At 69.2% G+C, this 18,055-nt stretch carries 16 protein-coding genes; 4 read left to right on the plus strand and 12 right to left on the minus strand.

Going from position 1 to position 18,055, the window contains the following annotated elements; translation table 11 throughout:
- Positions 1-28: 28 nt before the first annotated feature.
- Positions 29-979 (minus strand): AraC family transcriptional regulator, encoded by a 951-nt coding sequence (locus FEK34_RS02740; RefSeq protein WP_138446238.1) that lies wholly within the window; start codon positions 977-979, stop codon positions 29-31.
- A 149-nt stretch (positions 980-1,128) separates the two neighbouring features.
- On the opposite strand from FEK34_RS02740, the gene FEK34_RS02745 reads away from it, so the two are divergent.
- Positions 1,129-2,235, plus strand: coding sequence for an alkene reductase (locus FEK34_RS02745; protein WP_138446239.1), 1,107 nt, complete (start codon positions 1,129-1,131; stop codon positions 2,233-2,235).
- Here the strand turns inward: FEK34_RS02745 and FEK34_RS02750 are convergent.
- From FEK34_RS02750 to FEK34_RS02795, 10 genes are all read right to left on the minus strand, one after another.
- A complete protein-coding gene (locus FEK34_RS02750; protein WP_138446240.1) occupies positions 2,215-3,573 on the minus strand; it encodes a dipeptidase in 1,359 nt (452 codons plus the stop codon). The two genes, FEK34_RS02745 and FEK34_RS02750, sit on opposite strands and share 21 nt — an antisense overlap.
- A gap of 7 nt (positions 3,574-3,580) precedes the next feature.
- Positions 3,581-4,027: a hypothetical protein gene (locus FEK34_RS02755; RefSeq protein WP_138446241.1), complete on the minus strand. Its 447-nt coding sequence runs from the start codon at positions 4,025-4,027 to the stop codon at positions 3,581-3,583.
- On the minus strand, positions 4,024-5,442 hold the full coding sequence (locus tag FEK34_RS02760; protein WP_138446242.1) for an APC family permease: 1,419 nt from the start codon (positions 5,440-5,442) through the stop codon (positions 4,024-4,026). Before FEK34_RS02760 ends, FEK34_RS02755 begins: the two co-directional genes overlap by 4 nt.
- Before the next feature lie 198 nt (positions 5,443-5,640).
- Positions 5,641-6,342 (minus strand): DUF2334 domain-containing protein, encoded by a 702-nt coding sequence (locus FEK34_RS02765; protein WP_138446243.1) that lies wholly within the window; start codon positions 6,340-6,342, stop codon positions 5,641-5,643.
- Between the two features lie 61 nt (positions 6,343-6,403).
- Entirely contained in the window at positions 6,404-8,593 is a 2,190-nt protein-coding gene (locus FEK34_RS02770) for a S9 family peptidase (protein ID WP_138446244.1), read from the minus strand.
- A gap of 201 nt (positions 8,594-8,794) precedes the next feature.
- Positions 8,795-9,754 carry an alpha/beta hydrolase gene (locus FEK34_RS02775; RefSeq protein ID WP_138446245.1) on the minus strand — a complete coding sequence of 320 codons (960 nt, stop codon included), beginning with the start codon at positions 9,752-9,754 and terminating at the stop codon, positions 8,795-8,797.
- A gap of 133 nt (positions 9,755-9,887) precedes the next feature.
- Entirely contained in the window at positions 9,888-10,328 is a 441-nt protein-coding gene (locus FEK34_RS02780) for an HIT family protein (protein WP_249358755.1), read from the minus strand.
- A 108-nt stretch (positions 10,329-10,436) separates the two neighbouring features.
- Positions 10,437-11,858 (minus strand): adenylosuccinate lyase, encoded by a 1,422-nt coding sequence (gene purB / locus FEK34_RS02785; RefSeq protein ID WP_138446246.1) that lies wholly within the window; start codon positions 11,856-11,858, stop codon positions 10,437-10,439.
- Positions 11,859-11,864: 6 nt separating this feature from the next.
- A complete protein-coding gene (locus tag FEK34_RS02790) occupies positions 11,865-12,503 on the minus strand; it encodes a TetR/AcrR family transcriptional regulator (RefSeq protein ID WP_138446247.1) in 639 nt (212 codons plus the stop codon).
- Positions 12,504-12,651: 148 nt separating this feature from the next.
- Positions 12,652-13,809 carry a pyridoxal phosphate-dependent aminotransferase gene (locus FEK34_RS02795; RefSeq protein WP_138446248.1) on the minus strand — a complete coding sequence of 386 codons (1,158 nt, stop codon included), beginning with the start codon at positions 13,807-13,809 and terminating at the stop codon, positions 12,652-12,654.
- A gap of 498 nt (positions 13,810-14,307) precedes the next feature.
- Between FEK34_RS02795 and FEK34_RS02800 the strand changes: the two genes are divergently transcribed.
- Entirely contained in the window at positions 14,308-15,297 is a 990-nt protein-coding gene (locus tag FEK34_RS02800; RefSeq protein WP_249358765.1) for a M23 family metallopeptidase, read from the plus strand.
- 295 nt (positions 15,298-15,592) lie between these two features.
- Here the strand turns inward: FEK34_RS02800 and purD are convergent, their stop codons facing one another.
- Entirely contained in the window at positions 15,593-16,864 is a 1,272-nt protein-coding gene (gene purD / locus FEK34_RS02805) for a phosphoribosylamine--glycine ligase (RefSeq protein WP_138446250.1), read from the minus strand.
- 213 nt (positions 16,865-17,077) lie between these two features.
- Here purD and FEK34_RS02810 point away from each other — a divergent pair, with 213 nt between their 5' ends.
- Together FEK34_RS02810 and FEK34_RS02815 are read left to right on the plus strand one after the other, a co-directional pair.
- Complete coding sequence (locus FEK34_RS02810; RefSeq protein WP_138446384.1) at positions 17,078-17,455, plus strand: PH domain-containing protein; 378 nt, start codon at positions 17,078-17,080, stop codon at positions 17,453-17,455.
- 62 nt (positions 17,456-17,517) lie between these two features.
- Positions 17,518-17,943, plus strand: a complete 426-nt coding sequence (locus FEK34_RS02815; RefSeq protein WP_138446251.1) for an HIT family protein — start codon at positions 17,518-17,520, stop codon at positions 17,941-17,943.
- The last annotated feature ends 112 nt before the right edge of the window (positions 17,944-18,055 follow it).

The raw sequence follows: 18,055 nt of genomic DNA on the forward strand, positions 1-18,055 counted from the left end.
CTCGAACTCCGGCGGGCGACGGCGCGGGTCACCCCGCCGCGACTGTCGCCATGGCCCGGTTGTGCACATCGCGCCGGTATTTACCCGGCGCGATGCCGCGTTCGCGCGAAAACGCACGGGAGAAAGTGAATTCCGAGGTGTAGCCGACGGCCGCGCCGATGTCGGAGATGCGCTGATCGGTATCGCGCAAGAGCTTGGCGGCCAGGTCCACGCGGACCCGGCTCAGATAGGCCAGCGGCGACTGCCCGACCAGCGTCTTGAACTCGCGGGCGAACGCGGGCCTGGACATGTGCACCTCGCGGGCCAGCCCCTCCACCGTCCACCGACGCTGTGGGCTCGCGTGCAGCAGCGACAGTGCGGTCCCGATCCGTGGATCGCGCAGGGCGGTCAGCCACGATTGCGAGCCCGTGCCCTCCGCACTGTCCAGCCACGCCCGGATCACCTGTACGAACAGCACTTCGGTGAGCCGGGCGGCCACCGCGCGTGCGCCCGGCCGGTTGCGAGTGCACTCCGCGGCGAGCAGCCGGATCACCCCCTGCAATTCGGGATCGGCGCTCATGCCCGGCACGTGGATGACGGGCGGCAGTTCGCCGAGCACCGGATGACCGGCGGCGTCGCCGTCGAAATCGAATTTGCCGCAGACGATCCGAGCGGTCTGTCCGCCGCTGCCGAGCTCGAGTATGCCGTCCCGGAGGGGGTGTGTCCGCTCGAGTTCCCGGTAGGGAACGCCGGGATGCGCGGGATCGCCCGACAGGCGGTGGGGCACCCCCTGCGGTAGTAGCGCGACGTCACCGGGCACCAGTTGCCGGGGCGGCTCGTCACCGTAGGTCAGCCAGCAGGTTCCCTCCCCGACGAGGTGGAACCCGGCCGTGCCGGACCGCTCGACCAGACATCCCCAGTCCGGTCCGCTGCACCGCAGCTGAGTCAGCAGCACCCCGGTGAATCCGGTCGTCGTCAGCACATCCGCCAGCACATCCATACCTGACAGGATAAACCACGAAAACGCTCGACAGATGAGACGAATTGTCAGGAATCACGATAGTTCTTGCGATTCCATTGCCATGTTTCCACTTCTAACGTTGTTCGCAACGGGCCACGCGGCCCGCTGGACCAACAGGAAGCACGGATATGAACGACCTCTTCTCCCCCTACTCGCTCGGCTCGATCGACCTCGCGAACCGCGTCGTGATGGCGCCGATGACCCGGTCGCGGCGGCCGGATCTGGTACCGGACCGCACCACCGCCGAGTACTACGCCCAGCGCGCGGGGGCAGGCCTGATCATCACCGAGGGCGTGTTCATTTCGCCCGAGGCGCAGGGCTACGGCGATGTGCCCGGGCTGTGGACCGACCGGCAGGCCGCGGGCTGGGCCGGCGTCACCGACGCGGTGCATGCCGCGGGCGGGCGCATCGTCGCCCAGCTCTGGCACGTCGGCCGGGTCTCGCACGCCTCACTACAGCCCGGCGGGGACGCTCCGGTCGGCCCCAGCGATATCCGCGCGGACGCGCAGGTCTGGCTGCCCGGTGCCGGAATGACCGATGCGAGCGCTCCCCGACCGCTCGGTACCGACGAGATTCCGCGTGTCGTCGCGGATTTCGCCGACGCCGCGGCGCGCGCGATCCGGGCCGGCTTCGACGGCGTGGAAGTGCACGGGGCACATGGGTTCTTGTTGGACCAATTCCTCAACCCGCACGTCAACGACCGCACCGACCGGTACGGCGGATCCGTCGAGAACCGGGCGCGGCTGCTGTTGGAGGTGCTCGACGCGGTCGCCGACCGGATCGGCGCCGCCCGGGTGGGTGTGCGTTTGTCGCCGTTCACCGTCGCCAACGATCTGCCCGGCGACGACGAGACGCCGGCGGTGTATCGGTACCTGGCGGCTGAACTGTCGCGCCGCGGTCTGGCCTATGTGCACCTCAGCGATCTGCACCTGTCGGGCGGGCCCGACATCCCCGAGTCGTTTCTCGCCGAGTTCCGTTCCGGCTACCGCGGTACCGTGCTGCTGGCCGGTGGACTGGACAGGCACCGTGCCGAGCAGCTGCTCGACGCCGGCTACATCGACCTCGCCGTGTTCGGCAAGCCGTTCATCGCCAACCCCGATCTGGTCGAGCGGATGCGTCACGATCTGCCGCTGGCGCTGCCCGATCCGGCGACCTTCTACGGCGGCGATTCGGCCGGCTACACCGACTACCCGCGCGCCGGCCTCGCCACCGTTTCAGCGGGTGTAGGTGGCTAGGAACAGGGCTTCGGCCAGGGCCAGGTGTTCGATTTCGGTGGGGTCGACGCTTTCGTTGGGGGCGTGGATCAGGCACTGGGGTTCCTCGACGCCGAGGAGCATGATCTCGGCGTCGGGGTAGGTGTCGGCGAAGACGTTGCACAGCGGGATGGAGCCGCCCTGGCCCTGGGTGGTGGCGGGGCGGCCGTAGGCGGCGGCGAGGGCCGATTCCATGGCGGTGCGGGCGGGGCCGCCGCTGCCGGAGCGGAAGGGGGCGCCGGTGGCTTCCAGGTCGACGGTGAGTTTCGCCTGCCACGGGGTGTGCGCTTTCAGGTGCGCGACCAGCGCCTCGTGCGCCTGGTCCGGGTCGGTGCCCGGCGGGATGCGCAGGTTGAGGCGGGCGCGGGCGATGGGCTGCACGGCGGCCGAGGAACCGACCACCTTGGGTGCGTCGATGCCGAGCACGGTGAGCGCCGGACGCGCCCACAGCATGTCGGCCACGGTGCCGTCACCGAGCAGCCCGACACCGGAGAGCACGCCGGCGTCGGTGCGGAACTGGTCCACGGGATACTGCACGCCGGACCAGGTTTCGTCATTGGGCAGGCCGTCGACGGTGGTGTTGCCGTGTTCGTCGCGCAGTGAGTCGAGCAACCGGATCAACGCCGCCAGCGCGTCCGGTGCGGGCCCGCCGAACATGCCCGAATGCACCGGCCCGGCCAGCGTTTCCACGGTCACCACCACATTGACGTTGCCGCGCAGCGTTTCGGTGAACGTCGGCACCCCGACCGCGAAGTTCCCGCTGTCGCACACCAGGATCGCGTCGGCCCGCAGCAGGTCCGGGTTCGCCTCGACGAACCGTTCCAGCCCGCCGGTCCCCTGCTCTTCCGAGCCCTCCGCGACCAGCGTGACCCCCACCGGCAGTTCGGTGCCAAGCGCCCGCAGCGCCGTGAGGTGCATGACGATATTGCCCTTGCAGTCGGCGGCGCCGCGCCCGTACCAGCGGCCGTCCTTCTCGGTGAGCTCCCATACCGGTGTCCGCCAGGCGGCGTCGTCGAGCGGCGGTTGCACGTCGTAATGGCAGTACAGCAGCACCGTGGGCGCACCGGGCGGTGCCGGACGTGAGGCGATCACCGCCTTACTGCCGTCGGGTGTTTCGTGCAGCCCGACCCGGGTCAGCCCGACCGCCGCGAACGCGTCGGCCACCCAGTGCGCGGCGCGTTCGCATTCCTCGGCCGGGAACTGCCGCGGGTCGGCCACCGATTTGAACGCGACCAGCTGCGCGAGATCGGCCCGCGCCTGCGGCATCTGCTCGGCGACACGTTTACGGAGGTCGGTGACGCGGGCGTCATCGGAGGTCATCGCATTCTCACTTCGTCGTTTCGTCGAACTTCATGTCCCCCACTTGGTTTCGGTACTCGTCGAGATGCTCTGGACAATAGGTGGCGATGGCGAGTTCGACCGCGTGCACCATATCGCTCGAGCCGATCACCGGCCGCTGCCCCGGCCCGCCGGCACCGGTGCTGATGGCCTGCTGATACCTGGCCCGGATCATCGCCGACGACGGATCCTGGCAGACGAGCCCGCCGTCACGTCCCAGCGAATTCGCGATGACCTGCGGGTCGGGCGCGGGCAGGCCCGCGGCGACCAGCTGATCGTGCAACTGCGCGGCCAGCACGTCGGCCTGGTGGTCGTCGCGGATCCGATCGAATTGCGCGAGCCCGAACAGTGCGAACGTGCACAGCAGCACGACCGCGGTGATGTAGATGATGCGGCGCTTGCGGTCGGGTGCGTCGCCGGTCTCCGGCCCGTTCATGGCGTCACCTCCGGCGCCGCGATCTTCCAGCTCTCGCGCCGGAACCGATAGAACAGATACGGAATCAGCAGCCCGACGATCCCGAGCCCGCCGCCGACGATCAGCACATAGATGCCGGTGTTGCCACTGCCGAACTGCGAGGGCGGCACGAACCCGATGACGAAGGCCGCCACCGACGACGCCGCTCCCAGCACGCACAGCCCCACCAATCCGGGCGCCCGGTACCCGCGCGGGTGATCGGGCTGCGTGCGCCGCAGGCGGATCGCCGCCGCGAACATCAGCACATACATGATCAGATACACCTGCGTGGTGATGACCGACAGAATCCAGTAGGCGCTGGACACATTCGGGATGAACGCGTACAGCAGCGCGATCAATGTGGTGAACACACCCTGCGCGACCAGCATGTTCTGTTGCACCCCATGGGCATTCGTTCTGGTCAGGATCGGCGGCAGATAGCCCTCCGACCGGCCGATCAGCAGCAGGCCCTTCGACGGTCCGGCCAGCCACGTCAGCATCCCGCCGAGCGCCGCGGCCACCAGTGCGATGCCGACGATCGGGGTCAGGAAGTCGATGCCGAAATGCCCGAAGAACCCGTCGAACGCCTGCATCACCCCGGCGGTCAGGCTCAGATTCGCCGCGGGCACCACCCAGCTGATCGCGAGGGCGGGCAGGATGAAGATCAACAGCACCAGCCCCGACGCCAGGAACATCGCCCTCGGGAATTCCCGTCCGGGACTGCGCAGACTGGACACGTGCACCGCGTTCATTTCCATCCCGGCATAGCTGAGGAAGTTGTTCACGATCAGCACCAGGCTGGCCAAGCCCGCCCACGCGGGCAGTAGATGACCGCTGTCCATCGGCGCGGCCGACGCATTGCCCTGCGCCAGGAACACCAAACCCAGCAGCACCAACACCGTTCCCGGAATCAACGTGCCGATCACCAGGCCCATGCTCGACAGCCCCGCCACCGTCTTGGTGCCCTGCGAGGAGATGTACACCCCGGCCCAGTACACGGTGATGATGACGATCGCGACATACACGCCGTTGGACGCCAGCGACGGATGGATGATGTAGGCGAAAGTGCTTGCCACATAGGCCAGCAGGCTCGGGTAGTAGAAGATCGTCATCGCGAACTGGCACCACACCGCGAGAAATCCCAGCGGTTTGGACAGCCCTTCGCCGACCCATCGGTACACCCCGCCCTGCCAGCCGGAGGCGAGTTCGGCCGCCACCAGCGAGGTCGGCAGCAGGAACAGCACCGCGGGAATGAGATAGAGGAAAACACAGGCCAGCCCGTACACGGCCATGGTCGGTGCCGACCGCAGGCTGGCCACCGAGCTGGTGGTCATCAGCGCCAGCGTCACCCAGGTGATGTATTTCGTGGTGGTGGCGCCTGCCGTTGTCGCGGTCACCGCTCGCTCCTGCCTGCCCGGTACAGCCCCGATCCAGCAACCAAGAAGCGGCCGACAGCACGCCGCCGCGACCACTGTGGCACGAAACTATGCGGCCATCCGGTGGATTCGGGCTATTGCGGCGCAACCATCACCCAAATCGTGACCAGGGGCGTAGACGTCGCCGCCCGTCGATCGCCGAACCGGGGCGGCGACGTCTCATGCCGCCCGCGCCGCGGTGAACGGCTGCCAGCGATACACCTCGCTGACCGCACCGTGGTAGAGGGCGAGGTCGACGGCGTCGAGCATGGCCTGACGCGGACCGGGACGACTCAACTGGGCACCCGATACGGCCAGCCGCAGCACGCCGCCGCGCCGTGCGGTGCGGGCGGCGCCCATCACCAACGCGCGACACCACCACGGTTCGGCGCGGAAACCCTCACCGATCCCGTACACCCTGGCCTTCTGCGCGATATCGCGTTCCAGGTCGAGGATGCTGGTCAGGCCGAGCGCGAGCCGGAAACCCGCCTGGGGCAGCGCCGCGATGGCACCGGCCGAGGCGTCCCAGCGCGGCGCCGCGAACAAGCGGGTGCGCAGGCCGACCTGCTCGAGCACCCGGTCGGCGGCGGTCAACCGCAGCAGGGCCTCGTGTTTGGGCAGGGTCGCGAACTCCGCGCGCCTGCGCTTGGTGGCGGCCTGGTCGTAGCCATGCAGCACGATGGCATCGCCCCCGGCGCGGCGGCCACGCAGCCAGGCCTGCGTGGCCGGGTCGTTCACCAGGCGGTATTTGCCCTTCAACCGGGGCGCCACCAGCAGCGACAGCCGCACGTCACGCCGATCCATTTCCGCGGCGAACTCGATCGCCGCGTCCCGGGTGGTGTCCCGGATACCGGAAACCGACACGATCAGCTCAGCGTTCATGAATCCACGGTGGCAGCCGCAGATGTATTCGGCGTGCTGTGCGGATGACCGCCCGACGAACTCAGTCGTTCGCCGAACCCACGGTGTCGAGCACCCACGCGTACTCGAACGCCACTTCCTTCCACTTCTCGTACCGGCCGCTGACGCCGCCGTGGCCCGCGCTCATCTCCGTCTTGAGCAGGATCGGCGCGTCGCCGGTCGCGGTGGCGCGCAGCTTGGCGACCCATTTCGCGGGCTCCACGTAGAGCACGCGGGTGTCGTTGATGCTGGTGATCGCCAGGATGGCCGGGTAGTCCTTGGCCTCGACGTTCTCATACGGCGAGTAGGACTTCATGTAGTCGTAGACGTCCTTGTCGGCCAGCGGGTTGCCCCATTCGTCCCATTCGATGACGGTCAGCGGCAGCGACGGATCCAGGATCGAGGTCAGCGGATCGACGAAGGGCACATTGGCGAGAATCCCGGCGAACAGCTCCGGCGCCAGATTCGCCACCGCGCCCACCAGCAGTCCGCCCGCACTGCCGCCGTCGGCGATCATCCGGTCGGCGGCCGTGGTGCCGTTGTCGATGAGATGACGGGCGCAAGCCACGAAATCGGTGAAGGTGTTCTTCTTGGTGAGGGTCTTGCCGTTCTCGTACCAGAGCCTGCCCATCTCGCCGCCGCCACGCACATGTGCGACCGCGAACACCATGCCCCGGTCCAGCAGCGACAGCCGCGACACCGAGAACGACGGATCCATGCTGGCCTCGTAGGAGCCGTAGCCGTACAGCAGCAGCGGCTTCGGCGCGGTGACGTCGAGATCCTTGCGTTTGATCACCGAGATCGGGATGCGGGTGCCGTCCTCGGCCTCGGCCCAATCCCGGTGCTGCTCATAGTCGTCCGGGTCGTAGCCGCCGAGCACCGGCTGCTCCTTGCGCAGCAGCAGCTCGCCGGTGGCGGGTACGTAGTCGAACACCTGCATGGGCGTGATGAACGAGGTGACGCCGAGCCGCAGCGTCGGCTGGGTCCATTCCGGGCTGGCGCCGACGCCGGCGGCGAACAGTTCCAGCCCGAAGTCGAGTTCACGCAGTTCGCCGTAGCCGTCGGGGCCGAGCGGCCAGACCGCGACGCGGGTCAGCGCTTCGCGCCGGTAGCTGAGCACCAGGTGCCCGGCGAACGCGTCGACGTCCTCCAGGCGGACATCGTCGCGGTGGTCGATGAGCACGGTCATATCCGCCGGATCGTCCACCGGTGCCTCGGCGAGGACGAAGTTCTCCGCCTTGCCGCCCGCGCCCGGCTTACCCTCCGGGATCACGTCGTTGTGCAGGATCAGGAAGCGGTCACGGCCGGCGATCACGGCGTGTTCGGCGGAGTACTCCACCCCCTCGCGGCGCGGCAGCAGCACCCGGAATTCGCCCTCCGGGTTGTCCGATTCCAGCACCCAACCCTCGGTGGTGATCTTGGAGCCGACCCAGATCATCAGGTACTTCTCCGAGCGGGTGGCGCCGACGCTGACCCAGTAGCGTTCGTCGGGCTCGTGGAAGACCTTCACATCGGCGTCGGTGCCGGTGCCGAGGCGGTGCCGCCAGACGGTGTCGGGACGCCAGGATTCGTCGACGGTCTGATAGAAGACGTGCGTGCCGTCCAGCGACCAGGTGGCGCCGGGCGCGGTACGCGGGATCTCGTCGCCGAGCAGCTCGCCGGTGCGCAGATCCTTGAACCGCAGCGTGTAGCGCTCATCGCCCTGGGTGTCGACCGAGAAGGCCAGCAGGTTGCCGTCATAGCTGAGCGAGAAGGCGCCGAGGGCGAAGAAGTCGTGGCCTTCGGCCAGGGCGTTGCTGTCGAGCAGCACCTGTTCGCCCTCGATCTCGGTGCCCGCCTCGAGCTGCGGCGGGGTCCAAGCGTCGATCCCGGTCGCGTCGGCGTTGATCGGGCAGCGGCAGTGCACGCCGTACTGCTTGCCCTCGAAGCTGCGCGAGTAGTACCAGTAGTCGCCGACGCGGGTGGGCACCGACAGGTCGGTCTCCAGTGTCCTGGCCTTGATCTCGTCGAAGATCTTGTCCCGCAGCGGCCGCAGATGCGCCGTCTGCGCCTCGGTGTAGGCGTTCTCCGCCTCCAGATAGGCGATGACCTCGGGGTTGTCCTTGTCCCGCAGCCACTCGTACTCGTCGACGAAGACGTCGCCGTGATGCACCCGCTCGGTGGGCACCGTCTTGGCGATCGGCGCCGCCACCGCCTGGTCGGTTGTCGATCCGCTACCACTGTCGAGAGCCATGCGCACCACCGTAGCCGGGACCGCCGGTGCACCGCCCGCCCGGATTCGGCGCGGGCCGGGATCGCGCTGCCGAGCATGTCGTGGGACCCAACGCTGCCCCCCGGAGCAGAGGCGATTCCAGGTGCCGGCGTCGTCTGAGGTCTGCATACGAAGGACCGGCCCACCACTCATGAGCGGTGGGCCGGTCGCGGATCCGGAAGGTCAGGCGCCGAGCGCGGGCCCGATCGTCGACCAGGACGCGTGCAGCGTGTCCTGCCAGTACGACCAGGAATGCGTGCCGACGGGGCTGTAGTCGATACGCGCCGGAATCCGCGCGGCACGCAACTTCTGCTCGAACGCGACCGTGCACAGGTTCACACCCAGCTCGACCGGCCCGCCGAGGAAGATGTTCTCCGCCAGCTGCGGCTTGATCTCGGCCTCGTGCGGGCCGGGGATACCGGTGCCGGTGGACAGGTAGAGCGTCTTGCCGCGCAGCCGTTCCAGCATGAGCGCGGGATCGTGTTCGGCCCAGGCCGGGCTGCCGGGCGGACCCCACATGTTCAGCGGATTGCCGCCGCGGTTGGCGATGGAGAACATCACCGCGCCCTGGGCCATCGCGGTGTCGGGGCAGGCGCTGTATCCGGCGACGGCGCGGTAGAGACCGGGATGACGCGCGGCGATGATGTAGGCGGCGTTACCGCCCATGGACAGGCCGCCGATGCCGTTGACGCCGTTGCCGTTGAACTGGGCGTCGATGATCGGCGGCAGCTCCTGGGTCAGGAAGGTCTCCCACTTGTACCGGCCGAACCGCGGGTCGTCGCTGACCCAGTCGGTGTAGTAGCTGGCCTGCCCGCCGACCGGCAGCACCACGTTGACGTTGCGGCCGGCGAAGAAACGTTCGGCGTCGGTGGCATTGGTCCAGGTGCTCTGGCCGACGCCGGGGTCGAGCCCGTCGAGCAGGTAGTACGAGCCGCGCGAACCGCCACCGGCCGGGTGCAGCACCTGCACCTGGATGGTGCGGCCCATCGCGGCGGAGTCGACGAAGATCGCCGATCGGGTGGGGCTCAGCTCGTCGACGCGGACCAGTCGGGCCGCCGACGCCGGCGCGGGCTGCACCACCGCCGGGCCGATCAGTGCCGCCGCGAACGCCAGCACCACGGCAGCAATTCTTGCTCTACGCACTTCCCCTCCTGCATCAGCGCATGACAATGGGCTTCTAAACTAACCCAGGGGCGAGTTGCCAGTGATCATTTGAGGATTCGGCGTTTCGACAGCAAACTGTCCGGTACGTAACAGCTTTCACCGATTGCGCACGTCAGCGGTCGAGCACACCCCTGATCGACGCCGCGAGATAGTCCAGATCCTCCCGGTGCGGCGAGGTGGGCCTGGCCTTCAAGCCGAAGCCGTCACCGATGGTGCGCGGGATGACGTGCAGATGCACATGGAACACCTCCTGACCAGCGGCGACACCATCGGCCAGGAAGAAGTTCACCCCTTCGCACGCCACCTCGCTGGCCCGCAGCGCCGCCGCCAGCTTCTGCCCCACCTGGAACAGCTTGCCGCCGAGCTCCGGGTCGAGCTCCTCGAGGCTGCGCGCCACCACCTTGGGCACCACCAGCAGATGCCCCGGCGTCAGCGGGCGGATATCCATGAACGCGATGACGTCGTCGTCCTCGTAGACGCGGCTGGCCGGCTCCTTGCCGGCGATGATGTCGGCGAAGATCGTGTAGGGATTCACCCGCCCACTATCGCTCATCCGGCCCCGGAATCCACCGCGGCCGTTTTCAGCCGAACCCGCACCCGAACCGTCGGCGTCCACCCCACGCCGGGCATGGCGCACCGAAGGCTCGAGCCTGATCCGGGCTCAGAGAATGGGCGAAGGCGTGTATCGGGCGGCCTCGGGATAGGCGGCGACCAGTTTGTCGACCTGCGCCACCACGTCACCGACCTGCGCACCGGCGGCGCCGATGAACGCCGACTTGTCCGCGAGCGCGGCATCGAGCGCGGCCCGGTCCAGCGGCAGCCGCGAGTCGGCGGCGAGGCGGTCGAGCAGATCCGGCTCGCGGCCCTGCTCCCGCATGGCCAGCGCCACGGCCACCGCGTGTTCCTTGATGACCTCGTGCGCGGTCTCCCGGCCGACGCCGGCGCGCACGGCCGCCATCAGGATGCGGGTGGTGGCCAGGAACGGCAGGTAGCGGTCCAGTTCGCGGGAGATGACGGCCGGGTAGGCGCCGAATTCGGCGAGCACCGTCAGGAAGGTCTCCATCATGCCGTCGATGGCGAAGAAGGCATCCGGTAGCGCGACCCGGCGCACCACCGAGCAGAACACATCACCCTCGTTCCACTGCGCACCGGCGAGTTCGGCGGCCATCGACGCGTAACCGCGCAGCACCACCTGCAACCCGTTGACGCGCTCGCAGGAGCGGGTGTTCATCTTGTGCGGCATGGCCGAGGAGCCCACCTGGCCGGGCTGGAAGCCCTCGGTGACCAGTTCGTGGCCCGCCATCAGCCGGATGGTGTGCGCGAACGACGACGGCCCGGCACCCACCTGGACCAGCGCGGAGAGCACATCGTGGTCCAGCGAGCGCGGATACACCTGACCGACGCTCGTCAGCACGTTCGCGAACCCGAGATGGCGCGCCACCTGCTGTTCCAGGGTGGCCAGCTTGGCCGCGTCGCCGCCGAGCAGATCGAGCATGTCCTGGGCGGTGCCCATCGGGCCCTTGATCCCGCGCAGCGGGTAGCGGTCGATCAGCTCACGCAGCCGGGTCAGCGCGATCAGCAGCTCGTCGGCGGCGGAGGCGAACCGCTTGCCGAGCGTGGTGGCCTGCGCGGCGACATTATGCGAGCGGCCCGCCATCACCAGCACCTGGTATTCGGCGGCGCGTTCGGCCAGCCTGGCCGCGATGGCGACACCGTGGGCGTGCACATGCTCGAGCGAGAGCCGGATCTGCAACTGCTCGACGTTCTCGGTGAGGTCGCGGCTGGTCATGCCCTTGTGCACGTGTTCGTGCCCGGCCAGTGCGTTGAATTCCTCGATCCTGGCCTTCACGTCGTGGCGGGTGACGCGCTCGCGTTCGGCGATCGAGGCCAGGTTCACCTGGTCGATGACGCGCTCGTAGTCGGCCAGCACGCCGTCGGGCACGTCGATGCCGAGCTCGGACTGCGCCCGCAGCACCTCCAGCCACAGCCGCCGCTCGAGCACGATCTTGTTCTCGGGAGACCACAGATGCACCAACTCGGGGCTGGCGTAGCGGGTGGCTAGGACGTTCGGGACGAGGCTCACGTCCGGTCAGTCTAGTGCTCGGAACCGGTCGACCTGCTGCGGCGTCGGCGGAGCGACGATGTCGATCACTTCCAGCAGCGCCCCGCGCGCCATCCGCCGCGGTTGCGGATCGCGTTCGGTGAGCGCGGCGACCACCGCGCCGTCGACCACCGCGACCAGCCTGCGCAGCTGTTCGGCCCGCACCACCCGGTCCGAGCGGCGCAGCACGTCGGCGAGCAGTTCGTCGAGCTGGGCGCGTAGTCGTAGCTGCACCTCGCGCAGCTCCGGATGACGGGCCGAGGCGACGGTGCGCTCGTAGCGGGCGATCAGCTGCCCGCGCGCGCCCTCGTCCGGCCCGTCGGCGCCGATCAACAGGTCGAGCACCAGTTCGACGGTCGCCTCGGCGCCACGCCTGCGGTGGCTCACCTCGCCGATCCGCCGCCGCATCGCTTCCAGCTCGGCATTGCCGCTGAACTCGACCGCGCGCGCGATCAGATCTTCCAGCGATTCGAAGTAGTAGGTGGTGGACGCCAGCGGCAGCTCTGCCCGGGTCGCGACGGAGCGATGCCGCACTGCATCGAACCCACCTTCGAGGAGGAGCTCGGCAGCGGCCGCTACCAGAGCTTGGCGACGCCGTTCGCCTTTCGGGGTCGTCGCGGTTATCACCGTGCCATCGTGCCAGTCATCATCAGTTCATCCGTGCGGAATCGGAAGGAATTAGCAGCCACCGATGTTTTTACCGCATCCGCGCGGCGATGGTGTCGTACTGTGCAAAGTTGTTGCCGGACACTATGTTCGACCGCCTGGTTAGTGCTCAGCGTCGCAGGAAGCGGCCGAGGCGTTCCAGCGCCGCTTCGATGTCGGCGGTGGCGCCGGCGAACGAGAAGCGCACCGTGTGGTTGCCCGCGACGGTGTCGAAATCCAGTCCGGGAGCCAGCGCGACCCCGGTGTGCTCGAGCACCTCGGCACACCAGGCGCGGGAATCACTGGTGAGGTGGGCGATGTCGGCGTAGGCGTAGAAGGCGCCGTCGGCGGGTGCGAGATCGGTGATGCCGAGCTCGGCGAGGCCGTCCAGCAGCAGTTTTCGGTTGGTCGCGTAGCGGCGCACGTGCCCGTCGAGTTCGGCCTTGGCCTCGGCGCCGAACGCATGCAATGCCGCGTACTGCGAGATGGCGGGCGGGCAGACGGTCATGTTCGAGGCCAGCCGCTGCAAGGCGGGGCGCATGTCCGTCGGCGCCAGCATCCAGCCGAGCCGCCAACCGGTCATGGAGAAGTACTTCGAGACCGAGCCGATCACCACCGCCTCGCGCGAGGTCTCCCACGCCGACGCGGTGCGCTCGCCGCCGTAGGTGATGCCGTGATAGATCTCGTCGGAGATGAGCACGGTGCCGTTGGCCTCGCACCAGCGTGCGAGGGCGGCCAGCTCATCGGGGTCGATCATGGTGCCGGTCGGGTTGGCCGGGCTCGCCACCACCAGCCCCTTCGGCGGCTGCGGCAGCGCCTCGAGCATGGCGACGGTGGGCTGGAAGCGGGTCTCGGCGCCGCAATCGAGCTCCACCACCCGGCAGCCGAGCGCGGTCAGGGTATTGCGGTAGGCCGGATAGCCGGGACGGGCCACCACCACGGTGTCGCCGGGATCGAAGGCGGCCAGGAAGACGAGGGTGAAGGCGCCGGAGGATCCGGTCGTCACCACCACGTCATCGGGGTCGACCGGATAGCCGTAGGTGGACCGGTGGTGTTCGGCGATCGCGGCGCGCAGCGGCAGGATGCCGAAAGTCTCGGTGTAGCCGAGCAATTCGGCGTCGATGGCGATCTTGGTGGCGCGCAGCACCGGCGCGGGCGCGGGCGTCGACGGCTGCCCGGCCGCGAGCACGAGCACATCGCCGTGCGTCCTGGCTCGTTCCGCTGCGGCTTTCCAGACATCCATCACGTAAAAAGGTGGAATGGTCGACCGCCGAGATTCTGTGAACACCCGACAGACGGTAGAGCACACGCTCACCGCCGTCGGGCGATATGGTCGCACCTGATGCTCGAGAAGGCCCCCCGGTCGCCCCTCGACCAGGACTCCGCCGAAGAGCCCGCCACCGACGGCAATAAAGCCGGCGGCGCCGGGCTCGATGAGCAGCGCCACCCGGACACCGCGCAGGCAGCCGTCAACGGCAAGCCCCGCGCCTTCCGGCTCCCCCGATGGCGCCGGCGAGCCGCGGCCGACAGCGTCATCGATGACGGCGATTCCCCGCGCGTCGGCGCAGAAGACGAGGCCCGCACCGACCCGGTCGACGACGTCCACGCGGACGCCATCGCCGCCGACAACACGCCCGCCGGCACAACCGACACGAACCAGGCATCCGGCAACAACCCGCCTGCCGGCGCATCCGCCGACGGCAGAGTGACCACCGAGACACCCGGCGACGACCTACCCACCGACGAGGAGGCCCGCACCGACGCACCCCGCTTACAAGACGTGAGCCTGGCCGGCGGGGTCGTGCTGGCATCGGACTGGCGAACCCGAGGTAAGGGACCGCGACGGGATCTGCGCAGCGTGTTCGCCTCTCGCATGGCACAGGCCCGGCAGCTGGCGGACCGGCGACCGACCGGCGCGGATGTCACCGCGCTACTCGCCAAGCGCCCCACCCGCGAGGACCTGCGGGAACTGGTCGCGAAGCGGCCGACCGGCGACGAGGTGCGGGCGACCTTACGCAAGCACCGGGTGCTGATCGGCGGCGTCACCGTCGTCGCACTGTTCGCCGCCGCCGATTCCAGCTTCACCGATCTGGTCTCCGACCGCGGGCCCGCACCGGGACAGGTGCAGCGGATCGCGGTGGCCTATCCCTGGCAGATGCAGACGACCACGCCCTCGGTGCGGCGCTACCTCGATGCCGTCGACCACGGCGAACGACTGCGTGAAGCGGCCGTGGTGGCCGCGGCGGCCCGCGCCACTCTGGAACGCGCGCGCAACGAGGCGGCGGCGGCCGCGGCGGGCGAACGTCAGCCGTGGATGGGCACCCCGCCGCCACCGGCCATCACCATGACGCCCGGCGAGGTGCTGCCCGGCGGCATCGCACCCGGTGCGGGCGGGTTCGTGCTCCCCGCGATCGGGGTGTTCACCTCCGGGTTCGGTCAGCGCTGGGGCACCTTCCACAACGGCATCGACGTGGCAGGACCGATCGGCACGCCGATCTACGCCGTCGCCAACGGCACCGTCATCGACGCAGGCCCCGCGCAAGGGTTCGGTCTCTGGGTCCGGATCCGCCACGACGACGGCAGCATCTCCGTCTACGGCCACATGTACGACTTCTTCGTCTCCGTCGGCGAACGCGTCCCGGCGGGCATGCAGATCGCCCGCATGGGCAACCGCGGCGACTCCACCGGCCCCCACCTGCACTTCGAGGTGATCGTCGGCGGACAGCACGTCGACCCGCAGCGCTGGCTGGCACTGCACGGGCTCACCTACAGCTGAGCCGGCCACCCGCCGCGCATTGCGGCCTCACGACAGTGCCCGAACCGGCACACCCGACGTCGATGAGGTCATGGTCGACAACCGGCACGCCGACCGCACCGCCGGCCGGCGCTACGCGGGCTCGCCCACCGCCGAACCAGCCGAACGGGTGCTCACTGCGGCCTCGCGACAGCGCCCGCACGGCAATCCCCACCTCGGGGCGGTCATGCGCGGCAACCGGCACGCCGGGCCCGCAGCCGTGGCTGCCCTTCCGCGCGTCGATTCCGTGCCACGGGCAGTCACAGCTCGCGTCGCACTACACGCTGATGCGTTCCTCGACGGCGGCCAGCCCGATATCGGTGCGGTAGTGGCTGCCGGGCAGCTTGATGCTCGCGATCCGCTCATACGCGGCGGCGCGCGCGGCAGCCAGATCGGCGCCGGTGCCGACGACATTGAGCACCCGCCCACCGGCGGAGATCAGCGCACCGTCGTCACGCAGTGCGGTACCGGCGTGCAGCACGGTCGCGGAGTCGTCGGCCGAACCCTCGCCCGCGCCGGTGATGACGTCACCCACCCGGGGCCGTCCGGGGTAGTTCTCGGCCGCGAGCACCACGGTGATCGCCGCCCCGTCCTTCCAGCGCGGCGGCCGCACCTGCGCGAGCGTGCCGGTCGCGGTGGCGTACAGCAGTTCGCCCAGCGGGCTGTCCAGCAGCGCGAGCACCGCCTGGGTCTCCGGGTCACCGAAGCGGCAGTTGAACTCGACCACAGCCGGGCCTTCGGCGCCGATGGCCAGCCCGGCGTAGAGCAGACCGGAGAATCCGCAGCCGCGGCGCACCATTTCAGCGGCCACCGGCTCCACCACATCGGTGACGATCGCGCGCGCGGTCTCCTCCGGCAGCCACGGCAGCGGAGTGTAGGCGCCCATGCCGCCGGTGTTCGGGCCGGTGTCGCCGTCGCCGACGCGCTTGTGGTCCTGCGCGGGCAGCAGCGGCACCACGGTTTCACCGTCGACCAGGCAGAACAGCGATACCTCCGGCCCGTCGAGGAACGATTCGAACAGCACCGGATGCCCCTGTTCGAGCAGTTCGGCGCCGTGATCGCGGGCTGCGGAGCGGTCGGTGGTCACCACGACGCCCTTGCCCGCGGCCAGGCCGTCGTCCTTGACCACCCAGGTGGGTCCGAAGCGGTCCAGCGCCGCGTCGAGCTCGGCCGGGGTGTCGACGACCTCGCTGTGCGCGGTGCGCACACCGGCGGCGGCCATCACGTCCTTGGCGAACGCCTTGGAACCTTCGATCCTGGCCGCGGCCGCGGACGGGCCGAAGCAGGCGATTCCAGCAGCGCGCACCGCGTCGGCCACGCCGAGCACCAGCGGCACCTCGGGGCCGATCACGACCAGATCGGCGGCCAGCTCGGTGGCCAGCGCGACCACGGCCTCGGCGGAACTGGGATCGACCGGGCGGATCTGCGCGTGCTGGGCAATGCCCGCATTACCCGGTGCGGCCACCACGGCCTGCACCGCGGGGTCGCGGCGCAGGGCGAGGACGAGGGCATGTTCACGGGCTCCGGAACCGATGACGAGTACGCGCACGGCAGACAGCTTATAGGTGCGACGGTCGCGCTCCGCGTGTCAGGTTCGCGGCTCACCGAACCCGCCGCCCGCACCCGCGAACCGTCGTTCACCACGAACGCCGCAGGTCCGGGCCGCCGACCCGGCCGCACCCGGCGAACACGTGGATGATGGTTGCTGACAACCGAAGTGGGGGGCGCTCCCTCACCCGAGCACGCGGAGGATGTGCGGGCCATGGGTCTGATGGACGGAATCATGGGCAACGCCGGACGGATCGATCCCGGCCAGGCCCAGCAGGAATACGCCAAACTCCTCGGCAACGGCGAGCAGATCTATGCCGCCTTCCTCCTCATCCGCGACGCCATTCTGTTCACCAACCGGCGCCTGATCCTGGTCGACAAGCAGGGCATGTCCGGGCGCAAGGTGAGCTACCACAGCATTCCGTACCGCTCCATCACGCATTTCTCGGTGGAAACCGCGGGCACCTTCGACCTCGACGCCGAACTCGCCATCTGGATCGCGGGCAGCCCCGCGCCGTTGCACAAGAAGTTCAACCGCCAGGTCGACATCTATGAGGTGCAGGGCCTGCTGTCGCATTTCGTCGCCGTCTAGGGCCGAGCGCGCCCGGCGCCGGTAGCGGCCGCAGACCGGCACCGGGCGCGTAATCTGCGAGCATGGCTTCTGTTTTCAGTGCGATCATCGCTGGTCAGCTCCCCGGTCGATTCGTATGGGAGGACGACGAATTCGTCGGCTTCCTCACCATCGCGCCGGTCACCCAGGGCCACACCCTCGTGGTCCCGCGCGCGGAGATCGACCAGTGGCAGGACGTCGATCCCGAGACCTTCGCCCGCCTCACCGGTGTCGCGCAGAAGGTCGGCCAGGCGGTGCGCGCCGCCTTCGACGCGCCACGCGCCGGCCTGCTGATCGCCGGACTGGAAGTCCCGCACCTGCACGTGCATGTCTTCCCCGCGTTCACCATGGGCAATTTCGACATCTCCGGCGCCGACCCGAACCCCTCCCCCGAATCCCTCGACGAAGCCCAGACCAAGATCAAGCAGGCCCTGCGCGAGCTCGGCTACGGCGCCAACGTCCCGGACTGAACCGCCGCGTGGTGAGGGGGCCGCCGCCTCCTCACCACCGCCGCTTCCTCAGCCATTGCGACCGGTGCTCCGCCGGCGAAGATGCTCGCGCGCGTGCTTGGCGTCCCCCGCG

This window comes from Nocardia cyriacigeorgica (assembly GCF_005863245.1).
Classification (GTDB): domain Bacteria; phylum Actinomycetota; class Actinomycetes; order Mycobacteriales; family Mycobacteriaceae; genus Nocardia; species Nocardia cyriacigeorgica_C.

Coding starts and splice junctions, on each gene's coding strand:
- FEK34_RS02740 (WP_138446238.1), bottom strand. CDS start 979: ATGGATGTGCTGGCGGATGTGCTGACGACGACCGGATTCACCGGGGTG.
- FEK34_RS02745 (WP_138446239.1), top strand. CDS start 1,129: ATGAACGACCTCTTCTCCCCCTACTCGCTCGGCTCGATCGACCTCGCG.
- FEK34_RS02750 (WP_138446240.1), bottom strand. CDS start 3,573: ATGACCTCCGATGACGCCCGCGTCACCGACCTCCGTAAACGTGTCGCC.
- FEK34_RS02755 (WP_138446241.1), bottom strand. CDS start 4,027: ATGAACGGGCCGGAGACCGGCGACGCACCCGACCGCAAGCGCCGCATC.
- FEK34_RS02765 (WP_138446243.1), bottom strand. CDS start 6,342: ATGAACGCTGAGCTGATCGTGTCGGTTTCCGGTATCCGGGACACCACC.
- FEK34_RS02770 (WP_138446244.1), bottom strand. CDS start 8,593: ATGGCTCTCGACAGTGGTAGCGGATCGACAACCGACCAGGCGGTGGCG.
- FEK34_RS02780 (WP_249358755.1), bottom strand. CDS start 10,328: ATGAGCGATAGTGGGCGGGTGAATCCCTACACGATCTTCGCCGACATC.
- FEK34_RS02810 (WP_138446384.1), top strand. CDS start 17,078: ATGGGTCTGATGGACGGAATCATGGGCAACGCCGGACGGATCGATCCC.
- FEK34_RS02815 (WP_138446251.1), top strand. CDS start 17,518: ATGGCTTCTGTTTTCAGTGCGATCATCGCTGGTCAGCTCCCCGGTCGA.